The sequence below is a fragment of the Methanofollis sp. W23 genome, from assembly GCF_017875325.1.
In the GTDB taxonomy this organism is placed as follows: domain Archaea; phylum Halobacteriota; class Methanomicrobia; order Methanomicrobiales; family Methanofollaceae; genus Methanofollis.
On record NZ_JAGGMN010000001.1, the window covers coordinates 2,325,741 to 2,340,493 of the forward strand.

General features: G+C 59.9%; 20 protein-coding genes and 1 tRNA gene. 10 read left to right on the forward strand and 11 right to left on the reverse strand.

Annotated features, from left to right (window positions below; all coding sequences use genetic code 11):
- Window positions 1–384: 384 nt before the first annotated feature.
- Both J2129_RS09960 and J2129_RS09965 read right to left on the reverse strand, forming a co-directional pair.
- On the reverse strand, window positions 385–807 hold the full coding sequence (locus J2129_RS09960) for a HEPN domain-containing protein (RefSeq protein ID WP_209630719.1): 423 nt from the start codon (window positions 805–807) through the stop codon (window positions 385–387).
- Window positions 794–1,354, reverse strand: coding sequence for a nucleotidyltransferase domain-containing protein (locus J2129_RS09965; protein WP_209630720.1), 561 nt, complete (start codon window positions 1,352–1,354; stop codon window positions 794–796). The genes J2129_RS09960 and J2129_RS09965 overlap by 14 nt, the downstream gene beginning before the upstream one ends.
- Before the next feature lie 94 nt (window positions 1,355–1,448).
- Between J2129_RS09965 and J2129_RS09970 the strand changes: the two genes are divergently transcribed.
- The 3 genes from J2129_RS09970 (at window position 1,449) to J2129_RS09980 (ending at window position 3,634) form a co-directional block, all read left to right on the forward strand.
- Window positions 1,449–1,619: a hypothetical protein gene (locus tag J2129_RS09970; RefSeq protein WP_209630721.1), complete on the forward strand. Its 171-nt coding sequence runs from the start codon at window positions 1,449–1,451 to the stop codon at window positions 1,617–1,619.
- 195 nt (window positions 1,620–1,814) lie between these two features.
- Window positions 1,815–3,050 carry an HD domain-containing protein gene (locus tag J2129_RS09975; protein ID WP_245320725.1) on the forward strand — a complete coding sequence of 412 codons (1,236 nt, stop codon included), beginning with the start codon at window positions 1,815–1,817 and terminating at the stop codon, window positions 3,048–3,050.
- A gap of 5 nt (window positions 3,051–3,055) precedes the next feature.
- Complete coding sequence (locus J2129_RS09980) at window positions 3,056–3,634, forward strand: DUF2115 domain-containing protein (RefSeq protein ID WP_245320727.1); 579 nt, start codon at window positions 3,056–3,058, stop codon at window positions 3,632–3,634.
- 360 nt (window positions 3,635–3,994) lie between these two features.
- Here J2129_RS09980 and J2129_RS09985 read toward each other — a convergent pair whose 3' ends face one another.
- The 3 genes from J2129_RS09985 to J2129_RS09995 are packed head-to-tail and all read right to left on the reverse strand — an operon-like array spanning window position 3,995 to window position 7,614.
- Window positions 3,995–5,563, reverse strand: coding sequence for a hypothetical protein (locus tag J2129_RS09985; RefSeq protein WP_209630722.1), 1,569 nt, complete (start codon window positions 5,561–5,563; stop codon window positions 3,995–3,997).
- A 32-nt stretch (window positions 5,564–5,595) separates the two neighbouring features.
- Complete coding sequence (locus tag J2129_RS09990) at window positions 5,596–6,870, reverse strand: hypothetical protein (RefSeq protein WP_209630723.1); 1,275 nt, start codon at window positions 6,868–6,870, stop codon at window positions 5,596–5,598.
- A 24-nt stretch (window positions 6,871–6,894) separates the two neighbouring features.
- Window positions 6,895–7,614 carry a hypothetical protein gene (locus J2129_RS09995; RefSeq protein WP_209630724.1) on the reverse strand — a complete coding sequence of 240 codons (720 nt, stop codon included), beginning with the start codon at window positions 7,612–7,614 and terminating at the stop codon, window positions 6,895–6,897.
- A gap of 424 nt (window positions 7,615–8,038) precedes the next feature.
- On the opposite strand from J2129_RS09995, the gene J2129_RS10000 reads away from it, so the two are divergent.
- The gene (locus J2129_RS10000) at window positions 8,039–9,121 is read left to right on the forward strand and encodes an FmdE family protein (protein WP_209630725.1); all 1,083 of its coding nucleotides are present in this window, start codon (window positions 8,039–8,041) and stop codon (window positions 9,119–9,121) included.
- Window positions 9,122–9,376: 255 nt separating this feature from the next.
- On the opposite strand, the gene J2129_RS10005 is transcribed toward J2129_RS10000, so the two are convergent.
- A tRNA-Leu gene (locus tag J2129_RS10005) sits at window positions 9,377–9,460 on the reverse strand.
- A 29-nt stretch (window positions 9,461–9,489) separates the two neighbouring features.
- A complete protein-coding gene (locus tag J2129_RS10010) occupies window positions 9,490–9,627 on the reverse strand; it encodes a hypothetical protein (protein ID WP_209630726.1) in 138 nt (45 codons plus the stop codon).
- Between the two features lie 269 nt (window positions 9,628–9,896).
- Here J2129_RS10010 and J2129_RS10015 point away from each other — a divergent pair, with 269 nt between their 5' ends.
- From J2129_RS10015 to J2129_RS10025, 3 genes are all read left to right on the forward strand, one after another.
- A complete protein-coding gene (locus tag J2129_RS10015) occupies window positions 9,897–10,163 on the forward strand; it encodes a hypothetical protein (protein WP_209630727.1) in 267 nt (88 codons plus the stop codon).
- Window positions 10,164–10,196: 33 nt separating this feature from the next.
- Complete coding sequence (locus tag J2129_RS10020) at window positions 10,197–10,586, forward strand: DUF2178 domain-containing protein (protein ID WP_209630728.1); 390 nt, start codon at window positions 10,197–10,199, stop codon at window positions 10,584–10,586.
- 78 nt (window positions 10,587–10,664) lie between these two features.
- Window positions 10,665–10,901 carry a hypothetical protein gene (locus J2129_RS10025; protein WP_209630729.1) on the forward strand — a complete coding sequence of 79 codons (237 nt, stop codon included), beginning with the start codon at window positions 10,665–10,667 and terminating at the stop codon, window positions 10,899–10,901.
- Window positions 10,902–11,196: 295 nt separating this feature from the next.
- On the opposite strand, the gene J2129_RS10030 is transcribed toward J2129_RS10025, so the two are convergent.
- On the reverse strand, window positions 11,197–11,712 hold the full coding sequence (locus tag J2129_RS10030; RefSeq protein ID WP_209630730.1) for an N-acetyltransferase: 516 nt from the start codon (window positions 11,710–11,712) through the stop codon (window positions 11,197–11,199).
- 176 nt (window positions 11,713–11,888) lie between these two features.
- Between J2129_RS10030 and J2129_RS10035 the strand changes: the two genes are divergently transcribed.
- The 3 genes from J2129_RS10035 to J2129_RS10045 are packed head-to-tail and all read left to right on the forward strand — an operon-like array spanning window position 11,889 to window position 12,971.
- On the forward strand, window positions 11,889–12,224 hold the full coding sequence (locus tag J2129_RS10035; protein ID WP_209630731.1) for a cupin domain-containing protein: 336 nt from the start codon (window positions 11,889–11,891) through the stop codon (window positions 12,222–12,224).
- A 19-nt stretch (window positions 12,225–12,243) separates the two neighbouring features.
- Complete coding sequence (locus J2129_RS10040; protein WP_209630732.1) at window positions 12,244–12,690, forward strand: C-GCAxxG-C-C family protein; 447 nt, start codon at window positions 12,244–12,246, stop codon at window positions 12,688–12,690.
- Window positions 12,687–12,971: an acylphosphatase gene (locus J2129_RS10045; protein ID WP_209630733.1), complete on the forward strand. Its 285-nt coding sequence runs from the start codon at window positions 12,687–12,689 to the stop codon at window positions 12,969–12,971. The genes J2129_RS10040 and J2129_RS10045 overlap by 4 nt, the downstream gene beginning before the upstream one ends.
- Window positions 12,972–13,010: 39 nt before the next feature.
- On the opposite strand, the gene J2129_RS10050 is transcribed toward J2129_RS10045, so the two are convergent.
- The 3 genes from J2129_RS10050 to J2129_RS10060 are packed head-to-tail and all read right to left on the reverse strand — an operon-like array spanning window position 13,011 to window position 14,624.
- Window positions 13,011–13,478, reverse strand: a complete 468-nt coding sequence (locus tag J2129_RS10050; protein WP_209630734.1) for a GNAT family N-acetyltransferase — start codon at window positions 13,476–13,478, stop codon at window positions 13,011–13,013.
- Window positions 13,479–13,516: 38 nt separating this feature from the next.
- The gene (locus J2129_RS10055; protein ID WP_209630735.1) at window positions 13,517–13,738 is read right to left on the reverse strand and encodes a hypothetical protein; all 222 of its coding nucleotides are present in this window, start codon (window positions 13,736–13,738) and stop codon (window positions 13,517–13,519) included.
- Window positions 13,739–13,784: 46 nt separating this feature from the next.
- On the reverse strand, window positions 13,785–14,624 hold the full coding sequence (locus tag J2129_RS10060; RefSeq protein WP_209630736.1) for a MerR family transcriptional regulator: 840 nt from the start codon (window positions 14,622–14,624) through the stop codon (window positions 13,785–13,787).
- Window positions 14,625–14,753: the final 129 nt, after the last annotated feature.

A 14,753-nucleotide genomic window follows, 5' to 3' on the forward strand; every position in this document is an offset into this window, starting at 1 on the left:
CATTAGCGCAGGAGACCACGGGGGACCACCACTCACCTGCCGCCACCATCTATCCTCTGTCCGGGGGGTCCGGGGGCGCAACCCCCGGTGCGAGATGACAGGAAAGAGTCTACGATCTGGGGTGGCCCACCCGATCATCGCGCCTTCCCACACCTTCACGCCGGGGGCGCTGCCCCCGGACCCCCGAGACCACGGTGAAGACAGGAAGGCAGAATCAACGACTGTGACGAAAGTGTTGCCCTCCTCGACCTATCGATTTTGCACGGGTCTGAGAGGTACGAGCGAGCGCGAGTTCAAGAAGATCGACGAGGTTCGAACGACCAAACCCCTGGTATTGAGAGCCATCATAATGCGCCCTACAGAGCCGAAGCAGTCCAGGGTTATTCACCCTGACGCGAGATGCCCCTCGATGAGGTCCAGGAACCCCTCTGCACGGGCGACCGCGTGCTCCGCCTCCTGCTCTGAGACGATGCCTGCCATGTCATAGACCGTGATGTGCCGTTTTCGCCGCATCCGGTCGAAGGCGATCACGACCTCAGGGTCAAGGAAAAGTCCGACGAACCTGACCACCGCGATGTGCTGGTTTGCGCCGGAAGGCCGATAGCCCTTCGAGAACATTAACGCCCGCCCGGCCTGGAGCATGGCATTGTAGGCGATGGAGTAGGCCCAATCGCTGTTGCCCCCGAGCATGGTGCCGGCGACCGCCACGTCCCGTCGTGCAAGGTCCATGGCATTCTCCACTGTCCCTGGTTCAGGCCTGAACTTTTTGATGACCCGTCGGCGTCGCAGTCCTTCAAGCGTCTCCAATCAGCATCACCTTCGGCCCTCTGAGGACATGAGTCACAAAAGGATCGTCTCTGGCGATCCGCTCCTCCATCTCCTCTGGCGTGAAGAGGGCATAGTTGATCTCTCTCCCGAGCGCCTCCTCGACCTCCTGGACCGCGACGATCAGGCGCCCTTCGTCCACATGCCCGACAATGAAGAGGTCGATGTCGCTCTCCGCACCCGCCTCCCCGCGGGCGAAAGAGCCGTAGATGAACATCCGGTCGATCACCCCGATCCCGTCGAGGCGCTCGGTGATGACCTTTGCCACCCCCTCGGTCTTGAGGATGATGGCGGTCAACTCCTCATAGAGAGGGAATGTGCGGTCGACCATATAATAATGCGCGTTTCCCTTCCTCGTGCTGGTGAGGAGTCCGAACTCCTCAAGGTTGGCCAGTTCGCGCCTGACGGCGTTGAGGTTCTCGCCGGTGAGGCGCTGGACCTCGCGGAGGTACATATCGCGGCCTGGGTTCATGAGGAAGAGGGTGAGAAGTTTCACCCGCGTCTTCGAGGGGATGAGGCGTTCGAGCATGTATCACAAATGTATACGGTAGTATACATAATGTATTCGATCGGGCATGACCGGGGGAGGTTCTCCCCCAATGAGGGGAGAGAAAATTATGACAATGGGCTCTGTAGAAATCGTCTTGATGGTTTTCTTTGGCGAGGGGCTCGCCGCCCCCAAACCCCTCGCCACACGATCGATCGAGGACGGCACACCTCTCTTCGAGTTCATCGATTCCGCCCTCCAGTCCTATCGTGCTCCCTGGGGTCCGGGGGCAGCGCCCCCAGCATGAAGATGTGAGAAGGCGGGGGACACACATTCTCTCCACGATTCGCGAGAGGTTCTACAAAACCTATTGTCGAAATTCTCCTGATGGGGCTCTCCGACAGGGAGTGACGAGGCGCGGCGTTCTCATCCCCCAAGAACCGTGAGATCATCTCTCCCGCCGCGCCCGAAAACCCCAAATACCGGTCTGCATGAGATCACCATGAACCAGATGGAATTATCCCCTGCAATCCTCGAAAAGATCCGGACACGCCAGGCCGCGATCGAGGAGACCGCCTCCCCGTACGCCGCCAGGAACTCGAGTGCCTTCCGCAAAAAACTCCAGCCCAGGAGACCAGAAGAGCCGGTCATCCGCCCCCCCTTCTCCCGCGACGCCGACCGCATCCTCCACTCCAAGGCCTACACCCGCTACATCGACAAGACCCAGGTCTTCTTCCTCATCGACAACGACCACATCACCCACCGCGTCCTCCACGTGCAACTCGTCTCGAAGATCGGGCGCACCATCGGCCGGGCCCTCGGACTCAACGAGGACCTGATCGAGGCGATCGCCCTTGCTCACGACATCGGGCATGTCCCGTTCGGGCACAAGGGGGAGGAGTGCCTCGACGAGATCTGCAGGCGCGAGGGGATCGGGGTCTTCAAGCACAACCTCCAGAGCATCCAGTCCCTCGACGTCATCGAAGACCTGGACCTCACCCTCCAGACTCTGGACGGCGTCCTCTGTCACGACGGTGAACGGTTCGTCCGCCGCCTCAGCCCGACCGGGAGCCTCACCGCGGCGGCGCTCGCCGCCAAGTGCGAACAGATCCAGAAGGGGGGAGACGCCCCGGTCCTCCCGGCCACGATGGAAGGGTGCGTGGTCAGGGCCGCCGACGTCATTGCCTACCTGGGCCGCGACCTCCAGGACGCGATCGAGGTCGGGGTGATCAAAAAAGACGACGAGGACCTTGCGGCGATCTGTCATGAATCTCTCGGGGTCGAGGACTATCAGATGATCAACTGGACGGTCATCGACACCCTCATCAAAGACCTCGTCGCCGAGAGTTTCGGGACGGCGGAGATCGCCTTCTCCCGCGAGGCCGCCGGGGCGGTGACCAGGATGCAGGCGTTCAGCATCGAGCACATCTACCAGGACCCGCGGCTCACCGCCCAGCAGGAGAAGATCAGGAGGATGTTCGTCACCCTCTTCGACCACTTCGCCGCCGACCTCGACGCCGGGCGGACCGACTCTCTCATTTACACCGACTACCTCGACGCCCCCTGGGTCTCAGAGACCTACCGCACCTCCGCAAGCGAGGGCGAGAAGGTGCGGGACTTCATCGCGGGGATGACCGACCGCTACTTTGCCGAGACCTTCCAGGCGCTCATCCTGCCCAGGCGGGTCAGGGGCACCTATGACGACCCGCACCCCTCATCTTCTCGTGCGCCCAACTGATCCTGATGCCAGACGCCGCCGATCTCATCCATGCCGCCGTCGCCCGCTTCGCCGCCTGCAGGACGCGAGGGCAACTCGGCGAGGCGATCGCCGAGGAGCTGAAGAGGTACTCCCTCTTCGACCTCCAGGCCATCGGCGGCGGGATGAAACGAGAGGTCGACCCCCTTCCCGAACCCTACCGGAGCCGCGTCCGCCCGTACTTCGAGGCGCAGCTCTTCGGGGCCTACCACCGGGCGATGAAGGCGTACAGGAGCGGGGAGTTCGAGCGGATGAACGAGGCGGTCCCTGACCGCGAGCGTTTCGAGAAGTTCGTCGCCCTCGTGCCTGACGGGTGTCTCAAAAAGGATCCTGAGACTGATTTCGGTCTCGGAGGGCCACGTCACACCTTCTTCTATTATCTGGTCACCGGATATGCGATCTTTGTCGAGGGCGGCCCAGGCCACCCGGTCGGCACCCCCTTCCCTGGCGGGTTCGTGGTGGAGCGCCGGGGGGAGAAGTTCCTCTGCCCGATCAGGGACAAAGAGGAGGACGTCCCCTTCTCGATCTGCAATGTCTGTCCGGCAGAGCAGATGGAGGGGGTGTGAGGGCCGGGAAATAGATTATTTCAGCTCTGTAGAAATCTTCCTAGTTCCTCACGGGGCGGGGGGTTGCACCCCCCGGTCCCCCCGCCGCACGATTGGTCGGGGGCGGCAACACTCTCGTCACAGTCATCCATTGTGCCTTCCCGACCCCATCGTCATCCCGGGGGTCCAGTGGTTGCGACCGGAGGGAGCTTGAGAAGGCCCGCAGGCCTTCGAGGGAGGCCCCAGTGAGAGACTATGGGAAGGCGGATGAGTCGCGCTCACACAAAGAAGAGGTGAGGGTTTACCATGAAAAACACTGCGGTGTTTTTCAAAGAACCGCTTGAAACGTTGGTTCATCAGCGATTCTACAAAGCCATCATTTCATCTTCTCTTCCAGAGGGCGCAGATCACCCCGGCCACGACCAGGGCCGCACCGGCCCCGACCAGATTCAGCCAGGGAGCAGGGCCCGCAGAGGTCGTCGGCACCTCGATCGACACGTCGCCATCTGAGGGCATCTCCTGAGCACCGGCAGACGCCGTCTTCGTCACCGCAACCGTTTCAGAGGGGGCCACCGTGGCCGGTTCGGCAAAGACCGCAAAGGTGGAGAAGTGCGAGGTCCTCGCAATGACCTGGCGCGTTCCAGGATCGACCTTTGTCCTGAGCGGTTCCCAGGCCCCGATCTTTGCGTTGTACCACCTGACCACCCACTCCTCGCCAGCGCCGAGACTCTTCCACTCGTCCTCGGTGAGGGTGAAGCAGATCTCCACCGCCGGGTCGAATGTCGCCCGGTCAGGCCCGCACGTCAACCCGGGCCCGACCTGCCTGAGGGAGGCGTCGTCGGGCTCGGGAAGGCTTGCGGCAGAGACCTGGGCGGCACTGACCTTCTCCAGGGGCCTGCCAAAGAGGTCCAGTGCCATGACGCCGGTGTCGAGGGAGAGAGACCCGCGCTTCTCTGCAGTCAGGACGACGGTCCTGGTCTCCACCGTGCCGTTCACGTCGGCCTCAAGATAGGCGCTCCCGATCTTTTCGATCACCTGGGGGACAGGTTGAGCCGGAGGGCGTGGTGCGGCGCCCCCGCCGCCGCCTCCACCTCTACTGCCGCCATTGCCACCAGGGTTACCCGGGGACTTCTCAGCCGCCTTGACCTCGAAGGGGAGCACCTGATAGCGATCATCGCTGTAGACCGAGTCCATGGCACCGGTCAGGGTGGCCACGGCATCCCCGGCCGAAAGCCCACTCAGATTGCATTCCTCTCCTGTCGCGGTGATGATCCAGAAGGGGTTGTCGCAGACGGTGGTCGGCCTCACATTGAAGACCCCGTCGCCCATCGGGTGCTGGACGACGACCGAATACTTCCCTGAGAGGTTCTTCGTCTCGTCGGCGTTGAGAGAATAGGCGAAGGTCTTGTCGGCACCGACCGGCACGGCCTCACCCATCTTCAGGCAGTCCTTGCCAAGGATCCAGACCGAAACGTTCTCCGCCCCGCCGGTGGCGTTTCCAGAGATGACGATACTTTCCCCTGGTGAGATCGTTTCAGATGAAAGCGAAACATAGAGCGATCGATTCAGGAGATGAAAACTTGCACTCTGAGTGTAGTCTGGATCAACAGATTCGACAAACACTCCATACCAGTCAGGTTTCCAGGCAGTGGTATTGACCTTGAAGGAATACCTGTTGGAATCGCCGCCTTCAAAAACCGAGGTATTCTTGCATATGCCATAGTATCCATGGGCCGGATCCTGATGCGGATCGGTATAATTGAATGACTCACAGGTGACCGCATAATGAATGGTGTCACCAACTGCAAGGTTGGTGGTACCGTTGATCAAGAAGACATCCCCAAGAGTATGATTGCCGATGGGGTCGATCGTGATGAAAGGCTGTTCCACTATAAAGGCGAGAACAGTGGAGAGGTCATTGCACTCCGGTCTGTTGATCTCCCTGACCACCGCATCTGAAGCCTCTGAAGCATTCAGTGCACTCAGATTGATTTTATTTCCTGAAGCACCCTGGGGATCCAGAAGTCGCCCGACTCCCCTGCAGGGGGCGAGGTCTTTGTAACGCCGAACATGCCGTCATACGAGGGATGCTGGACGATGACAAAATATCGGCCTGAGAAGAAGTTCGTTGTCTCCTCTGATCCAAGAGTATAGGTATAGGTCTGGTCGGCACCGACCGGCACGGACTCACCCATCTTCGGGTAGTTCTCACCAAAGATGGTCCTTTCACCTAAGATCCAGATCGAGACATTGTCGACTCCTCCGGTGGCGTTCCCGGAGATCGTCAGATCCTTGCCTGGAATGAGGGGGAGCGGCGCACAGGCGGCGTCGACATGCCCGTACTTGAGGATAAAGGTCTCCTCATGAAAGAGATTATGGTCAGATGTTCCTACCCACACCGTATATTCTCCAAGCGACCATCCCGAGGTATCGAAGGAGAAAGACCAGGTGCTGTTCTGAGGGCCTTCCTGAACGATGACCTCACCCCAGGCTTCACCTGGGGTGGTTCCAGGTTCGCCAGGCAGAGTGATGCCATGGGGCGAAACCTTGACACAAAGGTCGGGAGCGGTCGCAGGGTCAGCAGTGCCGGTGACGGTGACGATCTCGCTCTGATACGCCTCTTCGATCGGATCGATCCTGATCCACTCCTCGGCCTCGACGAAGAATTTGTATTTTGAATATGCATCATCCGAATCACACGCATTGAGGGCATCGATGAAGGCCGAGCACGCTTCTATGCCGGTGAGAGATCCAAGATCGATCGCGTACCCTGAGGCGTCCCCGATCTGGTAGGGTTTCCCGTCGACCGGATCATGCTTGACATCGAAGAGACCGTTCGCACCAGGATGTTGAATGACGGCAAAACTGAGACCTGAAAGATTCGTGGTTTCGTCTGGCCCCAGCACACACTCGAAGGTACCATCTTCACCGACAGGTACGGAGATGCCAGGGATCAAGTGTTTCTGACTGAATATCCAGAGTGAAAGCGTTTTTGAACCGCCGGTAGTTGTACCAGAGATCAGAAGAGAATCACCGGGCTGGAGGACTGACGTGTTAAGGACAGCGACCGGATAGGGGCGCTGCAACTTCACCGGTGCTGTCGCATGCTTCACCCCGTCGAGGTGCGCAAGGTCAACAGAATTCCCGGAAAGGTCGTGGTCTGCCGTCACCGCATAGATCGTGTAGTTGCCTGTCCCAAGATCTCTTCCAAGAGGAGAGGTGTCCCAGCGGTACTCCCACGTATCATCCGCCGCCACCTCACACACAGCATAGTGTCCGTCCTAGGCGTTGAGCGAGGGGGAGTCAAGTGGGACTCCGCATCCAAGGTCTGTACCGGTCAGGAAAAGGTATGTGGTGTCGCTGGCGGTGTTGGTGCCGGAGAGTGCGATCTCCTCACCGAGGGAGTAGGTGCCTGCACCTTCAGCGGCAATGGTGACCTCGCCCTCCTCGACCGTCACCCCGACAGTGTCGACCCTGGTCTCATCCTCAGGGTCGATGACCATGATGGTGAAGGAGCGGGGCGTGGTGGCAGAATAGGTCGAGAGGCCGAGAGTCCTGACGCCGCTGACATCGGTCTGCACGAGTGCGGCAGTCTGGTCAGGGAAGTGGGCGCCGTCACCGGCACGCTTCTCGTTTGCGATGGCGGCAGCAGGCGCATCTGGGAAGGGAGCATCGCCAATGATCTCCACGCTCGGTTGGCCCTCCTTGATCAGGGGGTACCCGGCGTCACTGACCCCGGCGTCCTCGATGAAGAGATAATACTGCTTTCTGGACTCGCCACGGACGGTCACACAGAAGTCATTGTTCCTGACGAGGTGCTCCCTGTTCGCCGTGATGCGGACATCGGCAGGAGCGACGTCTCCTTCGGCACTCAGAACGGGGGCGTCGTTCCCGCCACCGTCATCATAAGAGATATTTTCGCCGCCTTCAACGAGACCTGATGCCGCGGCAGGGAGCATGAGGAGCATGAAGGCCACCAGAATGGCGGCGCTGATCTTCAATCTGTCTGAAATTCTCTCACTTCCTTCTATGAGTATAAGGGAGAATCATGGTTCACCTGGCAGACCGTGCTCAGAATCAAGGTCTAAGGGACAGAGATCGGGATCAAAGGATCTATCCTGGCCCAAGAGGGAATCATAACTCTAGAATCATCTGATCCATCCATTCCCCCCTGGATATACCTTTTGTTTTGTCATTTGATCTCCCGGAATTGTTAATGAGACCCAATTAATTCCTCCACCAGGCATGCCGGGCATTCCTCCATGTAAACGTGCCCTCCAGGGAAAAGTAATATCAAAAAGTATATCTGAGGCATCAGGTAATACATAATTTCAACAATGTATTACTCGGGCCACATGGGCCGCCAGGCACATGTGACGAATGGATACTGACCAGGTGATTCTTGTGATAAAAACACGATATTGTATGGTAATGCTCCTCCTCCTGGCAGTCGTCCCAGGGACAGTCCTTGCCGACGACGCCGCGATGGAGGCGATCGGGGCGAAGGCCGCGACCGTGGCAATGGACCGGCTCGGGGCCACTCAGGGCGACGAGAACCTGCTGGCCATGACCGATGCCAGCACTGCGATGACCGGGAACCAGACCACAGAGCGGTGTCTCTCAGGGGTGACCGCAGTCAGCGGGTGCACCATCGGCGACGGCAACCTCCTCATCCCGCAGAGGAGCAAGTTCGCTCCCCTGTGGTTCATGTTCTACAAGAAAGACACCGGCGAAGCGGTCTTCCTCCAGGTGAACGAGTCGGCCGCGGCACGCCCGGCCGCCGCGATCAGGACGATGCCGGCGGGCGAGGTCTTCGGACCGATCGCAAAAGCCCAGATCAGTGCCAGGCACCTCCTGGAAAACCAGAGTGCATGGACCACGCTCCTTGAGAAGAAAACCTTTGCCGGCAACGAGTTCAGCCTCATCACCATCGCGAACATGTGGGCCGACCCGACCACCCCGTACGACTTTCTCAGGGCCGCCTCCTTCCACAACCACCTCTGCCCTGGAGTGACCAGCGGCTATCTCATCTCTCATTATGTGGAGGAGCGCCTCCCCATCGAGGCCCCTACCCAGAGTTATAAGGTCATCGCCTGCCCGGTCTGGTGCAAGGACGATCTCTTCCCGATCGTCTGGGACGCCACGCCAGGGAAGCGGAGTTTCTTTGTCAAAGACCTCAGCGCCGTCGAGAAGGCGGCACTGAAGAAGAATCTCGGGACCGATGTTGCAGGGATCTATGTGAGATGGGACGCCGCCACAAAGACCGGCGACGGCATGGTCGTGGGCTACAACTGGACCAGGAGCAATGAACTGACCGGCACCGCCGACTGGGACGGAAACCCATTGCTGGCAAAACTGGTGATGGACCTCGAGCTGATCGAGTACACCGACAAGCCCGAGGCGGTGGTCTCCACCCTCAAGGAGTTCAGGTGCGAGAGCCCTGAAGAGTTCTCCACGCTCACGTACGCCGGCGTCAACCCCCTGAAGGTGCTGGGCGTCGAGGCGTAAACCAGAATTTCTTTTTTTTTGCTCTGGAAAATCCCCTGCCCATTCTTGATGCACGCCTGACTCATCCGCCTTCTCCCGCCACTCGCGCCAGGGCCCTCTCGAAGTTCAGAGAGCTCTTCGAACTCGTTCTCTTCCCCCGACCCGAGGCCATGCGATCAAATTCGTGAGGGTATGCGCCCTGGTTTGAGTAAAAAAGCAGGTTTCAGGGAATCAGAGATCGATTTTAGAGGAAAAGAGAGAGACACTTGTGAAAAATGCGAGAGGCCGGATTTGAACCGACGAACCCCTGCGGGAACAGATCTTGAGTCTGTCGCCGTTGGCCAGCTTGGCTACTCTCGCGTTGTGCAGATCTCTTCGCCAGACAAAGGTTAATATTTATCGGCGGGAGCAGGGGAGAGAGAGTCCAGAAAGGCCCTGAGGAGCACATGCCCCCTTGCCCGCGTCGATCCCCGGGCGAGAGTCCCCTGCCGCCACACCACGATGCACTCCTTCTTATCGTCGAGCATGAATGGAACCCCGGCCATCTGGGGGCATCAGTCTTATGGGAGGTCTGTCCTCTCCTGACATGAAGGGCAACAAGACTCCCCCTTGAGGTCAGGCGATCTGGCCGCGGAGCCATATCTGAATATTTTTTTGAGAGCGTGGCAGGGGGGAACTATGAGACCCCATTTCTCCGGACCGCGCTGCTGATATCCCCTGCCCTGGCCTCCCCCCTCCTGCCGCTCGTCACCGACAAAGTGGTCTTCCAGGAGGAGGCCGACATCCCCATGGAGGTGTGGCATATCTGGTGACCGGCACCAACCAGGAGATCAGGGCAGGCTGTCCCTTCCCGATCAGGACGCTCTGGAACGGGCGTTCTGATCTGGATAACAGCGAAATAACGGTAACGATCTATCTCGGCGACGGCCCCCTCGATCCTACGACCGGCGAGCCCGCTCTCGTCTTCTCCGAACCGTTCACCTTCGGGCTGAAGGAGAAGGGGGCCCGGCCCCTCTCCCTTCCTGGCGCCGACACCCTTATGTGTGGGAAATATCTAACATAACGTGAGATATTTCACACACACCAGGAAGATAGCATGGACAGAAAGCAGTTCAAACTCGTGAAACTCTTCATCGTCATCGCGATGGGCGCCGGGCTCGGGGGGGCGGTGGCAGTGACGTCGCCGCTCATTGCGATCGCCGTCTGGTTTGCCGGCCTCTTCGCGCTCATCGTCCTTCGAAAACGCTACGTCAGCGGCAGGGTGGAGACCGACGAGATGACCGAGATGATCATGGGGAGGGCGGCACACCTGACCATCATGATCGCATCGGTGGCCCTTGCCGTCAGTGGGATCGTCCTCATCGCCGCACGGGAGAGCCTGCCCGCCTACGAGACAGTCGGGTATACGATGGCCTACACCGCGGTCGGGATTCTCCTCCTCCTGTATGCCTTTAGTGTCTATTTTTACCGGAAGATGGCAGAGTAATCCCGGGAATCTCCAGGTGCGGAAGACGGCCGGCACCCCGGGAGGAAAGACAGACTCGGCGTCCCTGACAGGGATCGTGTGATCTTCGACCAGAGTATATGGCTGAGTGACCTGGAGACGGCACGACCCTCTCCTCCGAAAATCACCATGAGGTCATCCCAAAACTCCCCTGCCTTCCCACACCCCCCGGCCGAGGAGGGAGTGGAGAACTCCAGGAAGGATGCACTTCAATTCGAGGAGGTATTCACCCCAAGAGAGTTCTGGGATATGCTCCATGAAAATGATCCTGAAGATCATTTCTCCAGGTTTTCATAATGGTTTGAGCTCATCACGCCCCTTCTGGACTGCTACGCGGATTGCAGATTCATCTCCTGAATGATCGAACCTCTGCCTTCCCGGCCCTCTCTTCATCCCGCGCCCGGGGATCCCCACGACGAGGAGAGGCGAGGGCGACCCCGGGGATCGTCCCGCGTGGTGTCGTGCTCTGAAGGAGGGACAGAGATCAGTGCACGAGCAGGAGACCCGCGATCCCTTTCCATCTCATGTGCGTGACCCCACGGGTCATGCTGGATGCTCAAAGCCACAACATGTCCGGCCCTGCAGGCCCGGCTCACGGCCTGGAGACGGGGGTGCGGAGCCATCCCATCAGGATGTCGTCCTCGTACCTGCCCCCCACGCCACAGACCCGGCCCTTCAGTCTCCCTTCAGGGACAAACCCGAGCGATGTATAGAACCTGATCGCCCGCGTATTGCTCTCCCTGGCACTCAGTTCAATCCGGCGGATCTCGGGCATCTCCTCGGTCACCACTCCGATGAACCGCCCGAAGAGCTGCCGGCCCCACCCATGTGACTGGCATGCCGGGTGGACTGAGATGGTGAGGTCGGTGAGCACATGCCCAAAAACTCTCAACCCGCAGCGGGAGGCGTGCACCTCCCCGACGACCCTGCCGCCGTCGTCGACGGCGACAAGGGAGAGACCGTCGGCGATGCATCTGCTGAGAAACGTCCTGATATAGGTGGGGGTGATCTCGTCCCGACAACGGGCAAGCCCGCCAGGGACGGCGGCAGTCTCAGCATATAACACATAGATGGCATCGGCATCTTCGAGTTTCGAGCGGCGAATCAATCAGATCAGACCTCTTTCGTAGTTGCCTCTTTATTTGGGTCTGTATTATGAAAAATCTTAAGAAAAAAATCGGCGGACCGGCGAGGAGCACTCGTGCATTTTTATTCAAATACCCACACCGACCATCAGGCATATATCAGGTGCAGATGATGCACTCCTGAACGAGGGAGGAAAGCATGGGTGAAACAATGCGTTCTGAACTGAAAGGAAAGGTCCTGCACCTCAAGGACCTCGTCGAATATCAACCCGGGACAGTGGCAAGCAGGATGCTCGTCACCCGCCCGGCCGGGAACATCACGCTTTTTTCCTTTGATGAAGAGGAAGGTCTCTCCGAGCACACGGCACCATATGACGCCGTGGTGACAGTCCTCGAAGGGGAATGCGAGGTGACGCTCGGTGCCGAGTCCCACCGCCTCCAGGAAGGCGAGACCATCATCTTCCCGGCCCATGTGCCTCATGCCGTGGCGGCAGTGAGGCGTTTCAAGATGATGCTGACGATGATCAGGGAGTAAAGACAGGGGGATTCGTGATATGTCGGTACGATCAAAACGGGCCGCGGCGTCGTTCTCTGACGGCCTGAACTGTGCCCAGGCAGTTGCCGGGGCATTTGCTCAGGAATGCGGGACTGACGAGGCGACCGTACGGAAACTGGCATGCGGGTTTGGCGGCGGACTCGCGCACACAGGGAGGACCTGTGGGGCGGTGAGCGGCGGCGTCCTTGTGCTGGGCCTGGCCCGCGGCACTGCCATGCCAGGCGACCGCGAGGGGAAAGAGCACTGTTATACCCTGGTACAGGAGTTCCTCAGGCGGTTTGCCGACCGCCATGGCGCCGTGGAGTGTACCCCGCTCATCGGGTACGACCTCTCCGACCCGCAGGGAATCGCGGCGGCAAAGGAAGTAGGGGCATTTGCGACGCGGTGCACCGGATATGTGCAGGACGCGGTGGAGATCGTCGAAGACCTGTTGAAAGCACCATGAAAAGACGGGTACATCTGTTCGTCCGCGGTCGGGTGCAGGGAGTCTTCTTCAGGGACGCGACAGAAGAGACGGCCCGGCAGCACGGAGTGACCGGGTGGGTGCAAAACCTCCCTGACGGCCGGGTGGAGGCAGTCTTCGAAGGAGAGGCAGAGGATGTCGAGGCAGTGCTCGCCGTCTGCCAGCGCGGGCCACCGGCAGCGCGGGTCACCGGGGTCGAAGTACATGAGGAGCCATATACCGGAACCTTCTCCGGGTTTTCGGTGCGGCGCCGAGGGCAGTGATCAGGCCGCCGGCCCTGCGCACACCCCTACAAGAGGAGGTCAGCCCTCGAACTCCAGTTCAAACAGGGCATAATTCGATGTCGCCATCCCGAGGTGACGATAGGTCTCCTGGGCCACCTTATTCTCCTGGTCGACGTACAACCGCAGTCCCACCACTTCGGGCCGCGCCCGCGCCCCGGCCTCAAGGGCGCGGAAGAGACCGGCAAAGACCCCCCGCCGCCTGAAGTCGGGGAGGACATAGACGCTCTCAAGCCACCAGAAGACCCCGTCGCGCCAGTCACTCCACTCAAAGGTGACCATCGCCTGCCCGACGACCCTGCCCCCGGACTCGGCAAGGAGATAAAACCCCTTTGCCTGGTCAGCGAGCACGGCGTCGACCCCCTTCTGGACAATCCCGGCATCGAGAACTTTTCCTTCGGTCTCCAGGGCCATGGCGATATTGTAGTCGGCGATCACCCGGGCGTCGGCCTGGCGCGCCGGGCGGAGAGCGACCTGATCTTCGTGCATCCCCAGATCTTTAAAAAAAGAAGAGAAGACGTTTTCTCTTACCTGACAATATGACGCTCGCACTTGTCAGGCCGCGCCTCGATCCGCCTGGCCATGGGTTCGATGAGGTAGTCGTCCGGGTTCTCGATGAGGTCGAAGGCGTTGACCTGCATGTCGATGATCTCCTGGTAGGTGAACCCGACCGTCCTCCGCCCGCCCCCCTGGCTGTATTCGACCAATACTCCATTGGCCAGTTTTTTCACCCCGGTGATCTCCTGCATATTCGTCCAGAAGCCTGCACGCCATATGAACTCTTCGGCGCAAAGATCAGGCAGCCCTGAGAATGGGGTACTGCACCTCGGTCCGCAACTCCTCGGGAGCGACCTCCTGCGGGTTGTTGTAGTAGAGTTGCCGGTCCGGGCCGCGGAGGGTGAGGGCGGCGACCGCGGCATACTCCTGGATCTTGCCGTAGGCAGAGGTGAGGTTGTAATACGGTCCGGTGTACAGGACAGAGACGACCTCGACGGCCGGGAGAACCTTCACCTCCATCCCCTCGCCGACGCTCACCCGCCCGGCGACCGGGACCGCGAGTTCGAGGTCGGCATCGGTCTCCCGATACTCCTCGTCATAACAGAGCATCATCACCGGCCCGACGATCCGTATGCCGTTGCGCTGGTTTTCCGGACTGTACACCGCGGCCATCAACTCCTCGATGACCCGGCGACAGATGTCCTCATAGTTCCCGTCCTCAGAGCCCACTTTCCCTCTCTTGCTGATCACCCGGATCTCCGGGATCTCCTTGACGACTGGTTCTGACAGCGACATTGTATACAACTCCTCGAGGGCGGGCCTCACAGAGAGGACCTCCTCGATATGTTTGAGACGCATCATCTCTTGCCGCACCGCGGCCAGGCGCCTCTCCACCATCCCGTCGTCGCCCCCCCCATCGATGACGGCCTTCATCTCTTCGAGCGAGAACCCGAGACTCGCCAGGGTCCTGACCCGCACCCCGGCCTCAAGTTGCCTGATGGTGTAGTTGCGGTAGCCGGTGATCGGGTCCTTTGCCTCGGGCACCAGCAGGCCCTTCCGGTCATAGAGGCGGAGGGCCTTCTGGGTGAGGTGCACGATCCTGGAGAACCTCCCGATGGGGATCTGTTCGACGGGCATGGTGTTCACCTGAGATGTGGGCGGACGCCGGTCATCATATGCCGCAGTCTACCCTGGGGAAAGGTGGGGGCATGCCAGGGGATGAACCTTCTGCCGACCAGAGACCTCAAGTCCTCGAAGTGCCCAGAT